The organism is Hyphomicrobium sp. CS1BSMeth3, from assembly GCF_900117415.1.
GTDB lineage: Bacteria > Pseudomonadota > Alphaproteobacteria > Rhizobiales > Hyphomicrobiaceae.
On record NZ_FPEI01000004.1, the window covers coordinates 14,466 to 31,381 of the forward strand.

Below are 16,916 nucleotides of genomic sequence, written 5' to 3' on the forward strand. Positions count from 1 at the left end.
TACAGAACACAAGATTCTACGGAGGAAGCATGTCTCAGCATCAATGTCGCGGCCCGCTCACCGGAATGCGCGTCATCGATCTCTCGCACGTGATGGCGGGTCCGACCTCGGCGCGCATGCTCGCCGACATGGGCGCCGACGTGATCAAGGTCGAGAAGGCCGACGGCGGTGACGATACGCGCCGGATGCTGCCGCCCGACATCAAGGGCGAGCCGGCGGCCTACATGATGATGAACCGCAACAAGCGCGGCATCGTTCTCGATCTCAAGAAGCCCGCGGGGCGCGCGGCCTTGAAGCGCCTCCTCAAGGACGCGGACGTGCTCATCGAGAACTATCGCCATGACACGCTCGATAAGCTCGGTCTCGGCTATGAGGCCCTGCACAAGGAATTTCCAGGCCTCATCTACTGCGCCGTCTCGGGCTTCGGACGCAGCGGACCTTACGCCGACCAGGGCGGTTACGATCTCATTGCGCAAGGCATGTCGGGTCTCATGGCCATCACGGGGGAAGGCCCCGGCCGTCCGCCGGTAAAGGTTGGGTCGCCTGCTTGCGACATCACCGCGGGCATCATCGCCGCCATGGCCATTTGCGCGGCTTACGCGCACAAGCTCACGACGGGTGAGGGGCAATTCGTCGATACCTCGCTCTTCGAGGCCGGCATTACGCTCACCTATTGGCAGTCGGCGATCGCGCTCGCGACGAGCGTCTCTCCGGGCCCGATGGGCTCGCGCCATCCGCTGAACGGTCCGTATCAGGCTTTCGAGACCAGCGACGGCTACATCAATGTCGGCGCCTCGAACCAGAAAATGTATCCCATGCTGTGCGACGTGCTCGGCTGTCCCGAGCTCGGCAAGGATCCGCGCTTCCTGACCGGCCGCGACCGCATGGGCAATCTCGATACGCTCATCGACCTGCTCAACGAGCGCTTCCGCAAGCAGAGCACCGAGCATTGGCTCAAGAAATTGGAGGCCGTCGGCATTCCGTGCGGGCCCGTGCTCTCCATAACCGAAATGCTCCAGCATCCGCAGACGCGCGCCCGCGACATGGTCGTTGCGGTGGAGCATCCTGTGGCCGGCCGCGTCGAGACCATCGGCGTGCCGGCGAAATTCTCGGAAACGCCGACCGAGGTTGCGATGCCGGCGCCGCTCTACGGCCAGCACACGCGCGAAGTGCTGACCGAAGCCGGTTTCACGGCCGCCGAGATCAATGCGCTGCTCGCTGAAGGCGCCGCGAAGGAAACGGCACCGCCCAAAGCCGCAGCGGAATAGCTGACGCTTTCTACATTGGTGGAGGTTTCAATGACCACGAACCGCCAAGTCCTTCTCGCGAAGCGCCCCGCACCGGGGCTCGTCACGCCAGATGTTTTCAAGGTCGCGGACGCGCCACTCGCCGAGCCGGGCGAAGGCGAGGTGCGCGTGAAGATCGCCTACGTCTCGCTCGATCCCGCCATGCGCGGCTGGATCAACGAGGGCCGCTCCTACGTGCCGCCCGTCGCCATCGGCGGCGTCATGCGCTCCTTCTCGGTCGGCATTGTCGATGCCTCGCGCAATCCGGCCTTCAAGGTCGGCGATGCCGTGCAGGGAATGCTCGGCGTGCAGCAGTTCGCGATCTCGGACGGCAAAGGCCTCGTGAAGGTCGATCCCAAGCTGGCGCCGCTCGAGCGTTGGGTCGGCGGGCTCGGCATGCCCGGATGGACGGCCTACTTCGGTCTTCTCGAAGTCGGCCAGCCAAAGGCCGGCGAGACGGTCGTCGTCTCGGCGGCGTCCGGCGCAGTCGGCTCGATCGTCGGCCAGATTGCGAAGATCAAGGGATGCCGCGCGGTCGGCATTGCCGGCGGGCCGGACAAGTGCCGCTATGTCGTCGATGAGCTCGGCTTCGATGCCTGCATCGACTACAAGAGCGGCAACCTCGCCGACCAGCTCAAGGCCGCCTGCCCCAAGGGCATCGACGTCAACTTCGAGAACGTCGGCGGCGACATCCTCGATACGGTCCTGATGCAGATGAACGTGCACGGGCGCGTCGCGCTCTGCGGGCTCATCTCGGCGTACAACGCGACGAAGATGCCGGAAGGACCGAAGAACCTGCGCGCCGTGCTCACCCAGCGCCTGACCATGCGCGGGCTCATCGTCCTCGACTGGGCCGACCGCGTGCCCGAGGCCATCGCCCAGCTCGGGGCCTGGAACCGCGAGGGCAAGCTCAAGATCCGCGAGGACGTGCGCACCGGCGGGCTCGAGGCCTTTGCCGAAACGCTCAATTTGCTCTACACGGGCGGCAACAACGGCAAGCTCGTCCTCAAGGTCTGAATTCGTGCTCAAGGCTGGAATCACACTGTACTTCGTCCGCCACGGCGAGACGGACTGGAATGCCGTGCGGCGCTATCAGGGCCAGACGGACACGCCGCTCAATGACAAGGGCCGCGGTCAGGCCGCGCGGAACGGCCGCGAGCTCGGCCGCATTCTCGATGGCCGGATTGCGAGCTTCGACTTCGTCGCGAGCCCGCTTGTGCGCACGGCGGACACCATGCGCATCATCCGCGGCGAGATGGGGCTCGATCCCGAGGCCTTTGCCCGCGAAGACCTTCTGAAGGAAATCAACTTCGGGCACTGGGAAGGCCAGATCTGGGATGATCTTCCCAATTCCGACCCCGAAGAGTTCGCCGCCCGCAAGGCCGATCCCTACCGCTGGCGCCCGCGCAATGGCGAGAGCTACGAGGATCTCGCCCGGCGGGCCGGCCTCTGGCTCGCAAGCCTCGAGCGGGACACGGTGGCCGTCTCGCACGGCGGTGTCAGTCGGGTCGTGCGCGGGCACGTTCTCGGGCTCGACTGGGACGAGATTCACGCCCTGGACGTGCCCCAGGACAAGATCCTGCGCCTAAGACGTGGCGAGCAGGCGTGGCTGTAGCCACGCCTCAGGCTCCATCGGGGCCTGCGACGAATGATCCTTCCTGTCTCCGGCGCGCCACGGTGGGAAACCTGATCCGCCCGCGGCCCTAATTGCGGCGGATTGTGGTAGTCAACGGACGCGAGGGCGGGCACCCCGCCGAGGGACTATTTCCGCAGTCTCCGCGAACCGGAGCCGAACCACGATGACGACCACATCGGGCGCCGCCGGCGTCGACACGCGGCCCTTCGCGCCATTCGAGTGGCTGCTGGCCCGCCGCTACCTCCGGGCGCGGCGCAAGGAAGGCTTCATCTCGGTCATCGCCGGCTTTTCCTTCATCGGCATCATGCTCGGCGTCGCGACGCTGATCATCGTCATGGCCGTGATGAACGGCTTTCGCAGCGAGCTCATCCAGAAGATCCTCGGCGTGAACGGCCACGTGATCGTCTATCGCGTCGCCGATCCGTTCACGGACTACGACGAGGCGACCGCGCGCCTTTCCCAGGTACCGGGCGTGCGCGCCGTACTGCCGCTCATCGAGGGGCAGACCATGATCTCCTCGAGCGCGGTCACGCTCGGCGGCCTCGTCCGCGGCGTGAGCGAGGGCGCGCTCCGCCAGATGCCGCTCGTCGCCGACAACGTCCGCTTCGGCTCGCTCGACGGCTTCGACAACAGCGAATCCCTGGCGATCGGCATCCGCCTCGCCAATATGCTGCGCGTGACGGCCGGCGACGCGATCACGCTCGTCTCGCCGCGCGGCGCCGCAACCCCGTTCGGCACGGCGCCCAGGATCAAGCGCTATGCGATCTCGGCCATCTTCGAGCTCGGCATGTCCGAGTACGACAAGGCCATGATCTTCATGCCGCTCAAGGAGGCCCAGCGCTACTTCTCGCGCCCCGAGCAGGTCGATGTCATCGAGGTGCTGCTCAACGAGCCCGAGAAGGTCGGCGACATCCTCGCCCCCCTCCAGGCGGCGGGCGGACCGACGCTCAGTTTCACGGACTGGCGCAAGCGCAACGAGACGTTCTTCACGGTGCTCGAGGTCGAGCGCAATGTGATGTTCATCATCCTGTCGCTGATCGTGCTCGTCGCGGCGCTCAACATCATCTCGGGCCTGATGATGCTGGTGAAGGACAAGGGCCGCGATATCGCCATCCTGCGCACCATGGGCGCGACCAAGGGCGCCATGATGCGCGTGTTCCTCATTACGGGCGCTTCGATCGGCATTGTCGGGACGATTGCGGGGCTGATCCTCGGCGTCGTTTTCTGCTGGAATATTGAAGGCATACGGCAGCTCGTGCAACGTATCACCGGCACGACGCTCATGGACCCGACCGTCTACTACCTCTCGCGGATGCCGGCTGAGATCAATGTCCGCGAGACCACGGCGATCGTGATCATGGCGCTGGTCCTGTCTGTCCTTGCGACGCTCTACCCGTCGTGGCGCGCTTCGCGCCTCGATCCGGTCGAAGCGCTGCGCTACGAGTGAGGCAACCTGTGCAGGACGTCACACCCGATCGCGGCGAACCCTTCGAGACGGCTGTGCTGCAGCTCGTCGATCTGAGGCGCACGTTCCATCAGGGCTCGCGCCGCATCGACGTGCTCAACGGCGCCTCCGCCGTACTCCGAGCCGGCGAGGCCGTGGCCCTGGTTGGCCCCTCGGGCGCCGGCAAGTCGACGCTCCTTCACATCGCGGGCCTGCTCGAGACGCCCGACAGCGGCCAGGTGATCATCGGCGGGCGCGACTGCGCGCGCATGAGGGATGACGAGCGCACACGCGTCCGGCGCGCGCAGATGGGTTTCATCTACCAGTTCCATCAACTCCTGCCCGAGTTCTCGGCCCTCGAGAACGTGGCCATGCCGCAGCTCATTCAGGGCCGCACGAAGCGCCAGGCGCACGCGCGGGCGACCGAGCTGCTGACCTCGCTCGGGCTCGCCGAGCGCCTCGACCACCGCCCTGCGGAGCTTTCCGGCGGCGAGCAGCAGCGCACAGCCATCGCCCGCGCGCTCGCCAATACGCCACGCCTCCTGCTTGCCGACGAGCCGACCGGCAATCTCGACCCGCGGACGGCCGACGTCGTGTTCGCGGAGCTGATCGAGCTGATCCGGGCAAAGCGCGTTGCGGCGCTCATCGCGACCCACAATCTCGAGCTCGCTGCGCGCATGGACAGGGTCCTGCGCATGGATGGCGGCCAACTCATCGAGCTCGAGCCGCAGAGCTTGGCCTGAAGGCGTCAGCTCGAGATCGTGGCAGCGTCTGGCGCGCTTGCGGGCCTAACCGATACGGCCCCATAGATCACATATCGGTTCCACGGCTGCCATCGAGGACCGCCGTCCTTCAGCTTTGTCAGCGCCGTCGAACGTTGCAGCACGTCCTCGAATTGCGGGCAGATGTAGAGGACGTACGCCTCGCGCGGCGTCGAGTTCAATGACGCTTCCAGACTGGCAATGACTCTTTCGAGAATCTCGCGCCCAAAGGGGTCGAACAGGAAGAGCACGACAGGCTCGTTGCCGAACGCATAGTCGGCGGCATTCATGCACCGCAGCTCGAATTGCGCGCACTGCTGGGACGGAGGCTTGAATCGCTTCACGTTCTCCTCGGCGATCCGGTGCAGATGATCGGAAAGCTCGACGCCGACAATCCTGGCAAACGGAAACTCGGAAGCCACGAGCAGCGCCCGGCCTTTGCCGGATCCCAGATCGACGAATTCGAACTTGTTCGCCTCCAGGGGTAAGGTGCCCAGAACATGGGCCATCACCGATGCCGGTGCCGGCACATAGAAGTAGGCGCGATCCGCTCTTTGGCGCTCGATGAACGGCGATGTGGTGTCAGTCCCAAAGCGCGCATCGAAGGCTTCGACCCGCTCCTCGTAGTGCACTCTCACATACTCGAACAAATACAGGGCGGGCGACAGCAGAGGACCATTGAGATCGAGACACAGTCTCAGGACGTTCAAGAGCTGTCGAAGGGCAAGAAACACGGCGTGCTCCTACGATCGTCGCCGATGGTGCGCGTTCGGGGCGAGCCTCACTGATCGAACAAGAGGCCGCTCGGCTTTGTCACGGACAGCCTCGCCCGGGGCCGGCAGCCCAAGTCTGGGGGACGCGCGGGCAGTGCTGGCTCACTGACTTCTGTGGTTCTCTGTGTCGAACCGCTTAGATGCACATTGGCGCGGATCGCTGTCCGGCGTGAGCGACAGGGACGAATGTGTGCCTCTGAGGGCCCCCGGAGCATGCGACACGGGAGCACGGCGATGCCCGCCGGCTGACACCACGCCGAGCAGCAGCGGTTTCAGGCCCCACACGGTTTCAAAACTCACGGACGTTTGAAGCCATCCGAGCAGCAAGCCCCATCGCAGGACAGGCTCCACACTACCGCGCCGATCGATCCCCCTCCCGCATCCCGCGGCGGGCTCGCGGCACCAGCGCCGGCTGCCGGCGTAGCAGGGAGGGGCAGCTCCATCAGCGGGCGCCAAGGTGGCGGCGGTCCCTACCGTGCCCGGTTGACCGTCCCCCTCCGGGTCTTCTATACGGTTGCGCAGCGAACCGCCCTGGCCTCAGCGCCACGGGCGGCAGACTTGTTTGACGCGCAGTACGTGCCCGCGAGTGGCTTACAGCGAGCCGCGGCTGCGCCGACCAGCTTCGACATCAAGGAAGGACTACAGAATGGCCAATACGAGCTCGGCACAGAAGGCAGCCCGCCAGGCGGCGCGGCGGACGGCAACAAACAAGGCCCGGCGCTCGCGCCTGCGGTCGACCGTGCGCAGCGTCGAGGTCGCGATTGCGGCCGGCGACAAGGCCGCCGCCGAGCAGGCGCTGAAGGCCGCCGAGCCGGTCATGATGCGCTCGGCCCAGAAGGGCGTCGTCCACAAGAAGACGATGTCGCGCAAGGTTTCGCGCCTCGCTGCGCGCATCAAGTCGATCGGCGCAGCGGCTGGCTGACCACTGATCAATTCCCCCGCTACGGACGGCGGGGGAATGTGGCGGAAAGAGCACAACGGCGACTCGCAGGCGGTGCGAGGCGCCTCCCCCAATCGGTTGATACTTGACGATTTTGTGTCAGCGCGACTGCCGAGAAATCCGCCGCTTACGTCCGCTTATTGAACTCATTCAAGCAAAAACGAGATTCAGATGACGCTCCAACCGGGGTGTCATCTACGCCTCCCACGGGGGGTTTTGCGGTCGAGATTCAGCTCGGATTCTCAACGCCCTTGTCCACAGCCCTGAGTCGTCATCAACAGGGGGTGGCGCAGGCGTGCGCTCCCCGTCTCGACTCAACCAGAAGCTTCCTTGCGCGGGCCTGACTGAAGTCCGCTCTTGCGCCACCGGCAGCCAACATGGTTAGTATGCGGTTAAGGAGAAGGCGCCGGGGCCATCCGGCGTCGTTTTCCCCAAGCAGATGCAGGCATTCCGGGCAGAGGCCAAAGGTTAGCGCCCGGAGACGGGGTTCATAGGCGGTTTGTATCGCGTATTCTATCAGACCATCCGGTCTGATGGCGCTCATTGTACTTGTCGATTGCTTGTATGGCGGCAGCGAGTTCCTGCCGGCACCATTCTGCTGCTGTGTTGGTTGATGCGGAGACTGTTAAGTGGCGTTTGATTCTGGTGCGGTAGACGACGTACCGGTGCGGGATGTTTGGGGTGCCCTCAAGGCCAACCCCAAGGCCGTTCTGATCGACGTGCGGACGAGATCAGAGTGGGCCTTTGTCGGAATGACTGACCTCTCGGAGATCGGCAGCAAGCCGATCCTGGTCGAGTGGCAGACGTTTCCCGACAACCGTCTCAACCCAGCGTTCGTCGAGCAGGTGACCGAGCAGCTTGCCGCCCTTGGTGCGGACCAGGAGAGCGAGCTGTTTTTCATCTGCCGTTCCGGCGGGCGCAGCCTGATGGCGGCGCGCGCCATCGCAGCGCAAGGCTTTGCGCATTGCCACAATGTAGCGGACGGCTTCGAGGGTCCGCTCGATCAGCACCGCCGGCGCGGCACGGTGGCGGGCTGGAAGGCCGCAGGACTGCCCTGGGTTCAGGGCTGAGGCGGCGAAGAGGGCAGGACACGATCGACGCTCGGGACATTCGGCTGCCGAAAGGTGCGGGGACGCATCTTTGCGGGCCGAGACGCGGGATCGAGTCCTGAAGGCGAACAGAATTTACAGGTGGGGTACAAGCATGACGCACGACCGCGATCGGCCGGAGGGGCCATCCAGGAAATCAGGATCAGAGCAGGAAAGCGGCACCGTCAAGCGCACGAGTGGCCCGTCCGCTCTCGGGGGAAACAACGCACAGAAGCCTTCCGAGGAAGGCACGATCAACGCCCGCGGGCAGAGGGTCCGTCAGGCCCTCAAGGCCACCCTTGGCGATGACGTGTATTCGAGCTGGTTCGGCTCGCTGGAATTTGCAGCCTTCGACGGCAGCACGCTGACCGTCACAGTTCCGGTCAAGTTCCTGAAGAACTGGCTCGAGCAGCACTATCTCGACGCCATCCAGCGCTGTGCCGCCATCGAGTTCGACGGCATCGAGCGCGTCGAGGTCAAGGTGCGCAGCCCCGCGGCGACCGCGCCGGCAGCTCAGGCTGGCGCTGTGGCGTCGCGCCAGGAGAAGGGCTTTGCCGCGCCCAACGCGAAGATCGGCGAGGCGAACCCGCTCTCGGTATCCGTGCCCGGCTATACGGCGAGCGTCGGCTCGCGGACCGGCGTCGAAGGCCTCGAGGGCTCGCCGCTCGATCCGCGCTACACGTTCGACAGCTTCGTCGTCGGCACCGCGAACCGGATTGCCCATGCGGGCGCCATGCAGGTCGCCGAGACGGTGCCGGACGAGGCGCGCGGCAACAACCCGCTCTACATCCACGCTGCTGTCGGGCACGGCAAGTCGCATCTCCTGCACGCCATTGCGTGGGAAGTCCGCCGCCGTCAGCCCTCAGCCAACGTCGTCTACATGACGGCGGAGCGCTTCCGCTTCCAGTTCGTCGAAGCGCTGAAGGCTCAGGACGCGATGGCGTTCAAGGAGAGCTTCCGGCTCATCGACCTCCTGCTCATCGACGATCTCGAGTTCATGCACGGCGAGCAGACCGAGCTCGAGTTCGATCACATCATCAATGCGCTGCTCGATGGTGGCCGCCAGCTCGTCGTGGCCTCGGCGCGGGCGCCAAGCCAGTTGACGCGCCTCAATGACCGCATGCGCTCGCGCATGCAGCGTGGCCTCGTCACGGAGATCAACAGCCACGACCGGGATCTCCGCTTGAAGATCCTCGAGCGGCGCGTGCAGGAGAAGCGGGCTACCGATCCCTCCTTTGAGATCCCCCGCGATGTCGTCGAGCTCCTCGCCGACAAGCTCACCGAGAGCGGTCGCGAGCTCGAGGGCGCGGTGACGCGGCTCTATGCGACGTGGCAGTACACGCAGACGCGGATCACGCTCGATCTCGTCGAGACGACGATCCGCGATCTCGTCAACGGCATCGAGCCGCGCCGCATCAAGATCGAGGACATCCTGCGCCTCGTCTCGCGCCACTACGGCGTCTCCAAGTCGGACATCCTGTCGCCGCGGCGGCATCGCTCGGTCGTATGGCCGCGCCAGATCGGCATGTATCTCGCGAAGCAGCTCACGACGCGCTCGCTTCCTGAGATCGGCCGTCGCTTCGGTGATCGCGATCACACGACAGTGCTGCACGCCATCCGCAAGATCGAGGGCGAGATCGGCAACGACACCCGCCTCAAGGATGAGATCGAGGAGCTGAAGCGCCAGCTCAACATCGAGCGCTGAGCCACAAACCTCATCATCGCAAAATGAAACGGGGCCGCGATACTGCGGCCCCGTTTGCTTTATGGAGCTCCGCTCTCAGCCGTCGATGCCGAGCAGCTTTGCAGGGTTCTTGCGCATCATCGTGTCGATGTCCCCGTCGGAGATGCCTTCCTTCTTCATGGCGGCAATGGCCACTTCGATACCGTCGGGATGCGTAATGTTGGCGCTCTGGCCGAGGTCGGTCGATACGACCACACTGCCGGCGCCGAACTCCTTCACCGCCTGCGCTACGTGACGCGCATTGATCTGCGTCCAGTGCGTGAGGAAGGCGAGCGGTGCGTTGGGCCCGGCCTGGAACTGCAGGAAGCAGATCTCGATCATCGCGCCGTTGCTCGTGACCTCCTTGGCCTGAGCCATCGTGAGGCCCGGCACGTTGGTCAGCGCGTGCGTGATGATCATGTTCCTCACGCCGAGCTCTTTGCCCTTCTTGACCACCGCGAGGATCTCTTCCGGGTGCACGTGCCCCGTGGCCAGCACAAGGTTCTCGCGCGCGATGATCTTGAGAATTTCCTCCATCGCGGGAGAAACCTGCCCGTTCGGCGCGACCGTGAGGCCCTTGGCGTCCGGCTTGCCGAAGGTCTTCACGTGCTTGTCGGACTCGAACGTCGGCAGCCACACGACCTTGCCGCGACCGCCATAGACGCGATGCATCCACTCGACGGCATTCGGATTAACGCCGCCGACTGCGTTGTTGAGCACGATGCCGCCGAACACCTCGATACCCGGCACGACCTTCATCACCAGCGCCGCGCGGCTCGCCGTTTCGCTGATGTGGTTCTTGAGCAGGAGTCCGCGCATCCCGCGTGACCTGGCGAGCTGGGCAACATCGATGTCGTCCATGTTGCGACCGAACACGTCCGGATGCGAATGGACGTGCATGTCGATCACGCCCTTGGCCGGACTGACCTTGGGCGGTGGTGGCGGAAATGCGGCTCCCTGCGCGTGAGCGCCGTCGAAAGTCAGGCAGCCAAATAGCGTTACTGCCGCTGCAATCGCGACCCTTTTCATGTTTCGCTCCCTGGGTTCAGTGCAGTGCGTGGCGCTCGGGCCGAATGCTCGGCAGGCGCTCTTTTTCTGCATGCCAAGTGTAGACCATTCGCGGCCAGGGAATAAGGCCCGCCGGCGCGCGGGGGCACGCTGCATTGACGTCAGCCCCTCATGTGCCGTAACTAAAGCTCCTCATCGATATGGAGTGGCTTGGACGCACACACGTCAGCCAACAATGACGTGATCGAGCTTCTCATCGTCCTGGCACTTATTCTCCTCAACGGGGTTTTTGCGCTTTCGGAACTGGCAGTTGTATCCGCGCGCATCCCGCGCCTGCGCTCACTGGCGGCCGCATCGCATCCAGGCGCCGCCTCCGCGCTCGCCCTCGCGACCAATCCTGGGCGCTTTCTCTCGACCGTGCAGATCGGCATCACGCTCATCGGCATCATCAGTGGTGCCTACTCGGGCGAGGCCTTCGGCCAAGATGCCGGCAATGCCTTGAGGGCACTCGGCGTACCCTCGGCTGCCGCAGGACCGCTCGGCTATGGTGCCGTGATCGTCGCCGTCACGTATCTCTCGGTGATCATCGGCGAGCTCGTCCCGAAAAATCTGGCGCTGCGCAATGCCGAGCGCATCGCCTGCCTGGTCGCGCCCTTCATGACGATGGTCGCGACGGTCGCCAAGCCGGCCGTGTGGCTGCTCGATGCTTCGACACGTCTCGTCTTCCGCATCATGAGGCAGTCGACTGAAAGCGAGAGCCGCGTCACCGACGAGGAAATTCGCGCGCTCATTCTCGAGGCGGAAAGCGCGGGTGTTCTCGAGAGCGGCGAGCGCGAGCTGATCTCGGGCGTCATGCGCCTTGCGGATCGGGCCGTCGTCGGCCTGATGACGCCGCGCACCGACGTCGATTGGATCGACATAGCCGCGCCGGAGAGCGAGATCCGCGACCGGCTGATCACCACGCCGCACTCGCGCCTTCCTGTCGGAGACGGCTCGACCGACGCGCTGATCGGCGTCGTGCAGACGCGCGAGCTGCTCGCGGCCATCCTCGCCGGCAAGACTTTCGAAGTGAAGGGCCACATTCGCAAGGCGCCTATTATTCCCGAGACCATGGACGCGCTCGACGTGCTCTCCGTCCTGCGCGACGCAGAGGTGCCCATGGCGCTCATCCACGACGAATATGGGAACTTCGAGGGCCTCGTGACGCCAGCGGACATCCTCGAGGCCATTGCCGGCGTATTCCGCTCGGATACCGCCGAGGAAGAGCCTCATGCCGTGGAGCGCGACGACGGCTCCTGGCTCCTCTCCGGTGCCATGCCGGTCGACGAGATGGCCGACAAGATCGGCATCGTCGTGCCGGAGCAGCGAAGCTACGCGACCGTGGCGGGCTTCGTGCTGGCTCACCTTCAGCATCTGCCGCAGGTCGGCGAGCGGGTCGATGCCAGCGGCTGGACTTTCGAGGTCGTCGATCTCGACGGCCGGCGCATCGACAAGATCCTGGCGAGCCGCATCAAGGGCGGCCGCCGCCCGCGCGCGTGATGCGCTTCGATAGGCGCGCAGCTTCCACGAATGCTGGATGAGCGGCGCGTTTTACAGCAATAAATTGCGCGCTGGAGTATAAGCGCGATCGCTCGCGAATCGCTGCACTGCAAAATTTCGCGCTACTTGCGCCAATGCTGTCTGAAGACAGACGACTTGTTGTTGTCGTGACGGAAGTTCGGGCTGCAAAGCCGTTATCGAACACTCGTTACCGTGGTTTGGACAAATTCTGGTCCTCGCTGCGCCGTAAAGTCCGGCGATAAGATTCACGTTGCCTCTGGACCCGGCCTTGCAACGTGGTCTCGTATATCTCAGCCCCCCAGCCCCACGGGGTCATGTGGCGAGACCGGGTCATCAGGCAAACGTCATAACAGTTCAGTAATGCACGTCGGGTCGGTGCCATGCCGGCCCGATTTGCTTTTTGGACTCGGCCAGCTCGACATTTCCCCGCTTATCTGAACGCTGGATCGCTCGTCCCTGGGAAAATGCCGGACAATCGGCTTTAATCGACGCCGATGAGCCGCGCTGCGCGGAGATGGCATGGACCGGAAAGCGCTCGACGTGAACGATAGACGCGAAGGGACAGAGGCGGCGCCCGGCAGCGCACAGCGCGTCATCGCCGATCTCGAGGCGGTCGACAAAAAGCTCGCGCTCGCGTCTGCTGGTGCCGGCAGCACAGCGGAGATCGAGGAGGCACGTGCACTGTTGCGCGGCGCAATCACCGCGCTCACGCGATTTGCGTCGGCCGAGCTAGGCACGGGCAAGCAGCGGGTCAAAATAAAAGCCGAGAGCGAAGTTGCCGCCACGGATGTGAGCGCCGCCGCTGGCGCAAGCGCGCCGGCCAAGCCGGGATCAGCCAGCACAAAGCCAGCAGCCCGCGGCGCGCGCAATCAGGACGGCGCACGTGGGCGCCGTCCTGCGCCGACCGAGAAGGTGCCGGCAGGCTCGCTGATTGCGCGGCTTGGTGCGGCTGTTCCCGAAGCCCCCTCGCCCCCCGATCCTGCGCCGACGGCTGTCATCGAAGCAGCAAAGCCCATCAAGTCCGCCGCGCCCCTCAGCGATACCGCAGAACGGCTTGCCCAGCTCGAAGCGGAGATTGCCGATCTCACGGAGGCCGTCACGGCAACGCCTTCTCGCCCGGCACCGAACGAACCCGGGGCCGTGGCGAGCACTTCAACGGCCGCGCCGGCCGCCGTGACTGCAGCGGCATCGACCGCGAAGGGCAACGAGCCGGACTTTGACAGCGACGACGAGGATGCGGAGATCACGATCACCGGTCCCGATGGCGCGTCTCCCGAGCCGACCGCGAATGCTTCACGACAAACCCCGCGGATTTTCCGAGAGGGACCGCCATCCTACGAGGAGGAGGCGGAGGTGGAAATCCACGGGTCGGGCCCTTTGCCATCGAGCGCGCGCGCCACGGAGCGGCCCGGAACGGTACGCGTCAGCGCCCGCACGAGCATGGGCGGCCTCAAGGGTGGCGCGCTCGGCAAATGGCGGCTGTTCCGCGGCTCCTGAATCCGCGCGCGGCGTTTGCCCTGCCGTCGATTTGCGCGACGCAATGAGGTCCTTCCCCGTTGTCCCCATGGCGGCGGCGACATAAGTTAGACAGATACCTGTCCCGCTCAGCGGCTAAAGCGTCGGACCTCAATGCGACCCACGGTTCGGGTCTGGCTCGAAGTCGCATTTGAGGGCCAATGACGTTTTAGACTTTGTGGCTTCTAAAGCAACTCAGGACGTGAAGTTCGCTCCCTGCCCGCCGCCGACGCGAGGCGAATTTCAAGTCCGTTGCTTTAGCCGAATGGGAGGCCGCCCGTGCAGCCCAAACCAGAAGACTACGACTACGATCTCGACCGCGCGCTTTCGTCGATCGTTGGCGTCCGCACCACGATTCCTGCCGATGCGTTCACCGCGGACACCTTAGGCACCGAACGCGCAGGCCACGGCGTGATCATCCGCAATGATGGCCTCGTGCTCACCATCGGCTACCTCGTGACCGAGGCCGAAACAGTGTGGCTGACACTCGCGGGCGGGCGCGTCGTGCCGGGTCATGTACTCGGATACGACCAGGAGACCGGCTTCGGCCTCGTGCAAGCCCTGGCGCGCATCGACGTCCCGGCGCTCAAGCTTGGCGTGTCGTCCAAAGCCAAGGTCGGCGACCACGTCATCGTCGCCGGCGCCGGCGGCCGCCAGAACGCCGTCGCTGCGCGCATCGTCGCCAAGCAGGAGTTCGCGGGCTACTGGGAGTATCTGCTCGACGAGGCGATTTTCACGGCGCCATCGCATCCGCACTGGGGCGGGACCGGGCTGATCGGCCCCGCCGGCGAGTTGCTCGGCATCGGCTCGCTCCAGGTCCAGCAGGGGGGCAGCGAGGGCAACAAGCAGTCGGCGATCGACATCAACATGGTCGTGCCGATCGACCTGCTGAAGCCAGTTCTCGACGATCTCGCGACGATCGGGCGGCCGAACAAGTCGCCGAGGCCATGGCTCGGCGTATTTGCCGCCGAGGTCGGCGACCGCATCGTCATTGCGGGCATGTCGCGGCGCGGCCCGGCGAGCAAGTCGAGCCTGCGCGTCGGCGATATCGTCATGTCCGTGGCGGGGCAGGACGTGCGCGGCCTGCCGACGTTCTTCCGCAATGTCTGGGCCCTGGGATCTGCAGGCGCGCCGGTGCCGCTCACGATCAACCGCAATGGCCGCACCATGGACGTGACCGTGCAGTCCGGCGATCGGCGGAAGTTCCTGCGCGGGCCGGTGCTGCATTAGCGACACCGCATGTGGTGGCTACCATCGCGCCTTCGGCGCGAGTGGGGCCTTGGCCCCACACCCCAATCGGGGGACACCCCCGAACCCCCGTCTTTTATCGACTTGGAGCGAGCCGCTGGTGCCGCCATGTCCCTTCTCCCCGTCCTTTACGGGGAGAAGGTTAGGATGAGGGGCGGCGGCAAACGCTGACGTCAGCGCAAGTCCCCGCCCCTCACCCTAGCCCTCTCCCCGCGCGCGGGGAGAGGGGACACCGGTGCGCTAGCCGCGAGCGCCAAGTCATAAAAAGAAGGGGGTTCGGGGTCTCCCCGATTGGGGCCAGGGGCGAAAGCCCCGTCGCGCCGCAGGCGCGATCCGTCAGCTCGCGCGATCCGGCGGCGTCGTATCGCCGGGGCCGAGCGCCCGTTGCATGATCACGCTGTCGAGCCAGCGGCCATGCTTGTAGCCAACGGAATGGATCACGCCGCAGTAGGTGAACCCGAGCGCCCGGTGAAGCCCGATAGAGCCGGCATTTCCTGAGTCCCCGATGACCGCGATCATCTGACGGAAGCCGCGCTCCGTCATAATGTCGATGAGCTCTTTCAGCAGCGCGCGGCCGACGCCGAGGCGGTGCGCATCCGGCGAGACATAGACCGAGTTCTCGGCGCTGTTCCAGTAGGCCGGGCGGGTGCGATAGAGCCCGGCATAGGCATAGCCGAGCACCTTCCCATCCTTCTCTGCGGCGAGATAGGGAAAGCCGCCATCCACCACCGCGTGCATCCGGCGCGTTATCTCCGTTTCGTCGGGCGGGTCGACTTCGAAGCTCGCCAGACCGTGGCGGACGGCATGGGCGTAAATGGCGGTGATGGCGGGAATGTCCGTTTCGCGGACGGGGCGCACGTTCAGGGAGGTCATCCGGCACCTGTGGCATTCCGCGGGCCGCTTGGGCTGCAGCCGCTATGGATTCGCGTAACGTGCCGCAGGAATGGACGCAAGGGCGTGCCGTGCCCGTTTCTTGGGCACACCACTGAGCGCGCCCCAAACAACAAGGGCCCCGTCTTTCGACGAGGCCCTTGCTTCAACCTACCCAGTCAGCCGGCGGATACCGCCAGCCAACCGTGTTTCGTTATTCGCGGCTGCCGAACAGCGCGAGCAGGCCCTGGAACATGTTGATGAAGTCCAGGTAGAGGTTCAGCGCACCCATGACCGCGCCCTTCGCCAGCATCGTGCTGTCGTCGGCGATCTGGTAGTAGTTATCCTTGATCTGCTGCGTGTCATAGGCGGTGAGGCCGGCGAACACGAGCACGCAGATCGCGGAAAGGGCGAAGTACAGCGACGGCGACTGCAGCCAGATGTTGACCAGCGAAGCCAGGATCAGGCCGACCACGCCCATGAACAGGAACGTGCCCCAGCCCGAGAGGTCCTTCTTGGTCGTATAGCCATAGAGGCTCAGCGCCGCGAACATGGCCGCCGTCACGAAGAAGATCTGCGTGATCGACTGGCCGGTATAGCGCAGGAAGATCGTCGACAGCGACGCGCCCATGACCGCCGCAAACGCCCAGAAGGCGATCTGCGTGGCACCGACGCTCATGCTGTAGACGCGGAACGAGAGGAAGAAGACGAACGCCAGCGGCGCCAGGACGATCACCCACATCAGAGGCGAGCCGTAAACCGAGCGGCCCATCTCAGTCAGCATGACGCCATTGCGCAGCTTAGCTACGGCAAGCGTCGGGTCGGTGGTCGTGAGCATCGAGAACATAAGAAAAGCGACGATGCCCGTCAGAACGATACCGGCGGCCATATAGTTGTAGACGCCGAGCATATAGCTCCGAAGGCCCTCATCCATTACGCCAGGCTCGGCGCGCGTCGCGACGCCAAATCGCCCGTAACGCTTGTCGAGTTCAGCCATGAGTTCTGTTTCCCTTTGGTCCCAAGCGGCCCGTAACCTCTGCGGCCGCACTACGCGACAAATATGT

The 16,916-nt window shown here is 64.9% G+C and carries 15 protein-coding genes; 11 read left to right on the plus strand and 4 right to left on the minus strand.

All coding sequences use genetic code 11. The features are described 5' to 3' along the window. The first annotated feature begins 29 nt into the window (after positions 1–29). The 5 genes from CS1BSM3_RS04260 to CS1BSM3_RS04280 all read left to right on the plus strand — a co-directional run bounded on the left by CS1BSM3_RS04260 (position 30) and on the right by CS1BSM3_RS04280 (position 5,109). The gene (locus CS1BSM3_RS04260; RefSeq protein WP_072385759.1) at positions 30–1,268 is read left to right on the plus strand and encodes a CaiB/BaiF CoA transferase family protein; all 1,239 of its coding nucleotides are present in this window, start codon (positions 30–32) and stop codon (positions 1,266–1,268) included. Between the two features lie 30 nt (positions 1,269–1,298). Continuing rightward, positions 1,299–2,303, plus strand: a complete 1,005-nt coding sequence (locus CS1BSM3_RS04265; protein WP_072385760.1) for an NADP-dependent oxidoreductase — start codon at positions 1,299–1,301, stop codon at positions 2,301–2,303. Positions 2,304–2,307: 4 nt separating this feature from the next. After that, positions 2,308–2,901 (plus strand): histidine phosphatase family protein, encoded by a 594-nt coding sequence (locus CS1BSM3_RS04270; RefSeq protein ID WP_244540418.1) that lies wholly within the window; start codon positions 2,308–2,310, stop codon positions 2,899–2,901. A gap of 184 nt (positions 2,902–3,085) precedes the next feature. Then, positions 3,086–4,369 (plus strand): lipoprotein-releasing ABC transporter permease subunit, encoded by a 1,284-nt coding sequence (locus CS1BSM3_RS04275; RefSeq protein WP_072385761.1) that lies wholly within the window; start codon positions 3,086–3,088, stop codon positions 4,367–4,369. Between the two features lie 8 nt (positions 4,370–4,377). Then, positions 4,378–5,109, plus strand: coding sequence for an ABC transporter ATP-binding protein (locus CS1BSM3_RS04280; protein WP_072385762.1), 732 nt, complete (start codon positions 4,378–4,380; stop codon positions 5,107–5,109). Positions 5,110–5,114: 5 nt separating this feature from the next. Here the strand turns inward: CS1BSM3_RS04280 and CS1BSM3_RS04285 are convergent, their stop codons facing one another. Next, complete coding sequence (locus CS1BSM3_RS04285) at positions 5,115–5,759, minus strand: class I SAM-dependent methyltransferase (protein ID WP_143149070.1); 645 nt, start codon at positions 5,757–5,759, stop codon at positions 5,115–5,117. 787 nt (positions 5,760–6,546) lie between these two features. Here CS1BSM3_RS04285 and rpsT point away from each other — a divergent pair. The 3 genes from rpsT (at position 6,547) to dnaA (ending at position 9,633) form a co-directional block, all read left to right on the plus strand. After that, on the plus strand, positions 6,547–6,822 hold the full coding sequence (rpsT, locus tag CS1BSM3_RS04290; protein ID WP_072385764.1) for a 30S ribosomal protein S20: 276 nt from the start codon (positions 6,547–6,549) through the stop codon (positions 6,820–6,822). Between the two features lie 647 nt (positions 6,823–7,469). Then, entirely contained in the window at positions 7,470–7,910 is a 441-nt protein-coding gene (locus tag CS1BSM3_RS04295; protein ID WP_072385765.1) for a rhodanese-like domain-containing protein, read from the plus strand. 133 nt (positions 7,911–8,043) lie between these two features. Beyond that, positions 8,044–9,633 carry a chromosomal replication initiator protein DnaA gene (gene dnaA, locus CS1BSM3_RS04300; RefSeq protein ID WP_072385766.1) on the plus strand — a complete coding sequence of 530 codons (1,590 nt, stop codon included), beginning with the start codon at positions 8,044–8,046 and terminating at the stop codon, positions 9,631–9,633. A 75-nt stretch (positions 9,634–9,708) separates the two neighbouring features. Here the strand turns inward: dnaA and CS1BSM3_RS04305 are convergent, their stop codons facing one another. After that, entirely contained in the window at positions 9,709–10,680 is a 972-nt protein-coding gene (locus tag CS1BSM3_RS04305) for a DUF6282 family protein (RefSeq protein ID WP_072385767.1), read from the minus strand. A 219-nt stretch (positions 10,681–10,899) separates the two neighbouring features. Between CS1BSM3_RS04305 and CS1BSM3_RS04310 the strand changes: the two genes are divergently transcribed. The 3 genes from CS1BSM3_RS04310 (at position 10,900) to CS1BSM3_RS04320 (ending at position 14,964) form a co-directional block, all read left to right on the plus strand. Next, the gene (locus CS1BSM3_RS04310) at positions 10,900–12,198 is read left to right on the plus strand and encodes a hemolysin family protein (protein WP_072386674.1); all 1,299 of its coding nucleotides are present in this window, start codon (positions 10,900–10,902) and stop codon (positions 12,196–12,198) included. A gap of 540 nt (positions 12,199–12,738) precedes the next feature. Beyond that, complete coding sequence (locus CS1BSM3_RS04315; protein ID WP_072385768.1) at positions 12,739–13,716, plus strand: hypothetical protein; 978 nt, start codon at positions 12,739–12,741, stop codon at positions 13,714–13,716. A gap of 297 nt (positions 13,717–14,013) precedes the next feature. After that, positions 14,014–14,964, plus strand: coding sequence for a S1C family serine protease (locus CS1BSM3_RS04320; RefSeq protein WP_072385769.1), 951 nt, complete (start codon positions 14,014–14,016; stop codon positions 14,962–14,964). A 354-nt stretch (positions 14,965–15,318) separates the two neighbouring features. Here CS1BSM3_RS04320 and CS1BSM3_RS04325 read toward each other — a convergent pair whose 3' ends face one another. Together CS1BSM3_RS04325 and CS1BSM3_RS04330 are read right to left on the minus strand one after the other, a co-directional pair. Further along, a complete protein-coding gene (locus CS1BSM3_RS04325) occupies positions 15,319–15,855 on the minus strand; it encodes a GNAT family N-acetyltransferase (protein WP_072385770.1) in 537 nt (178 codons plus the stop codon). A gap of 211 nt (positions 15,856–16,066) precedes the next feature. Beyond that, positions 16,067–16,849 carry a Bax inhibitor-1/YccA family protein gene (locus CS1BSM3_RS04330; protein WP_072385771.1) on the minus strand — a complete coding sequence of 261 codons (783 nt, stop codon included), beginning with the start codon at positions 16,847–16,849 and terminating at the stop codon, positions 16,067–16,069. Positions 16,850–16,916: the final 67 nt, after the last annotated feature.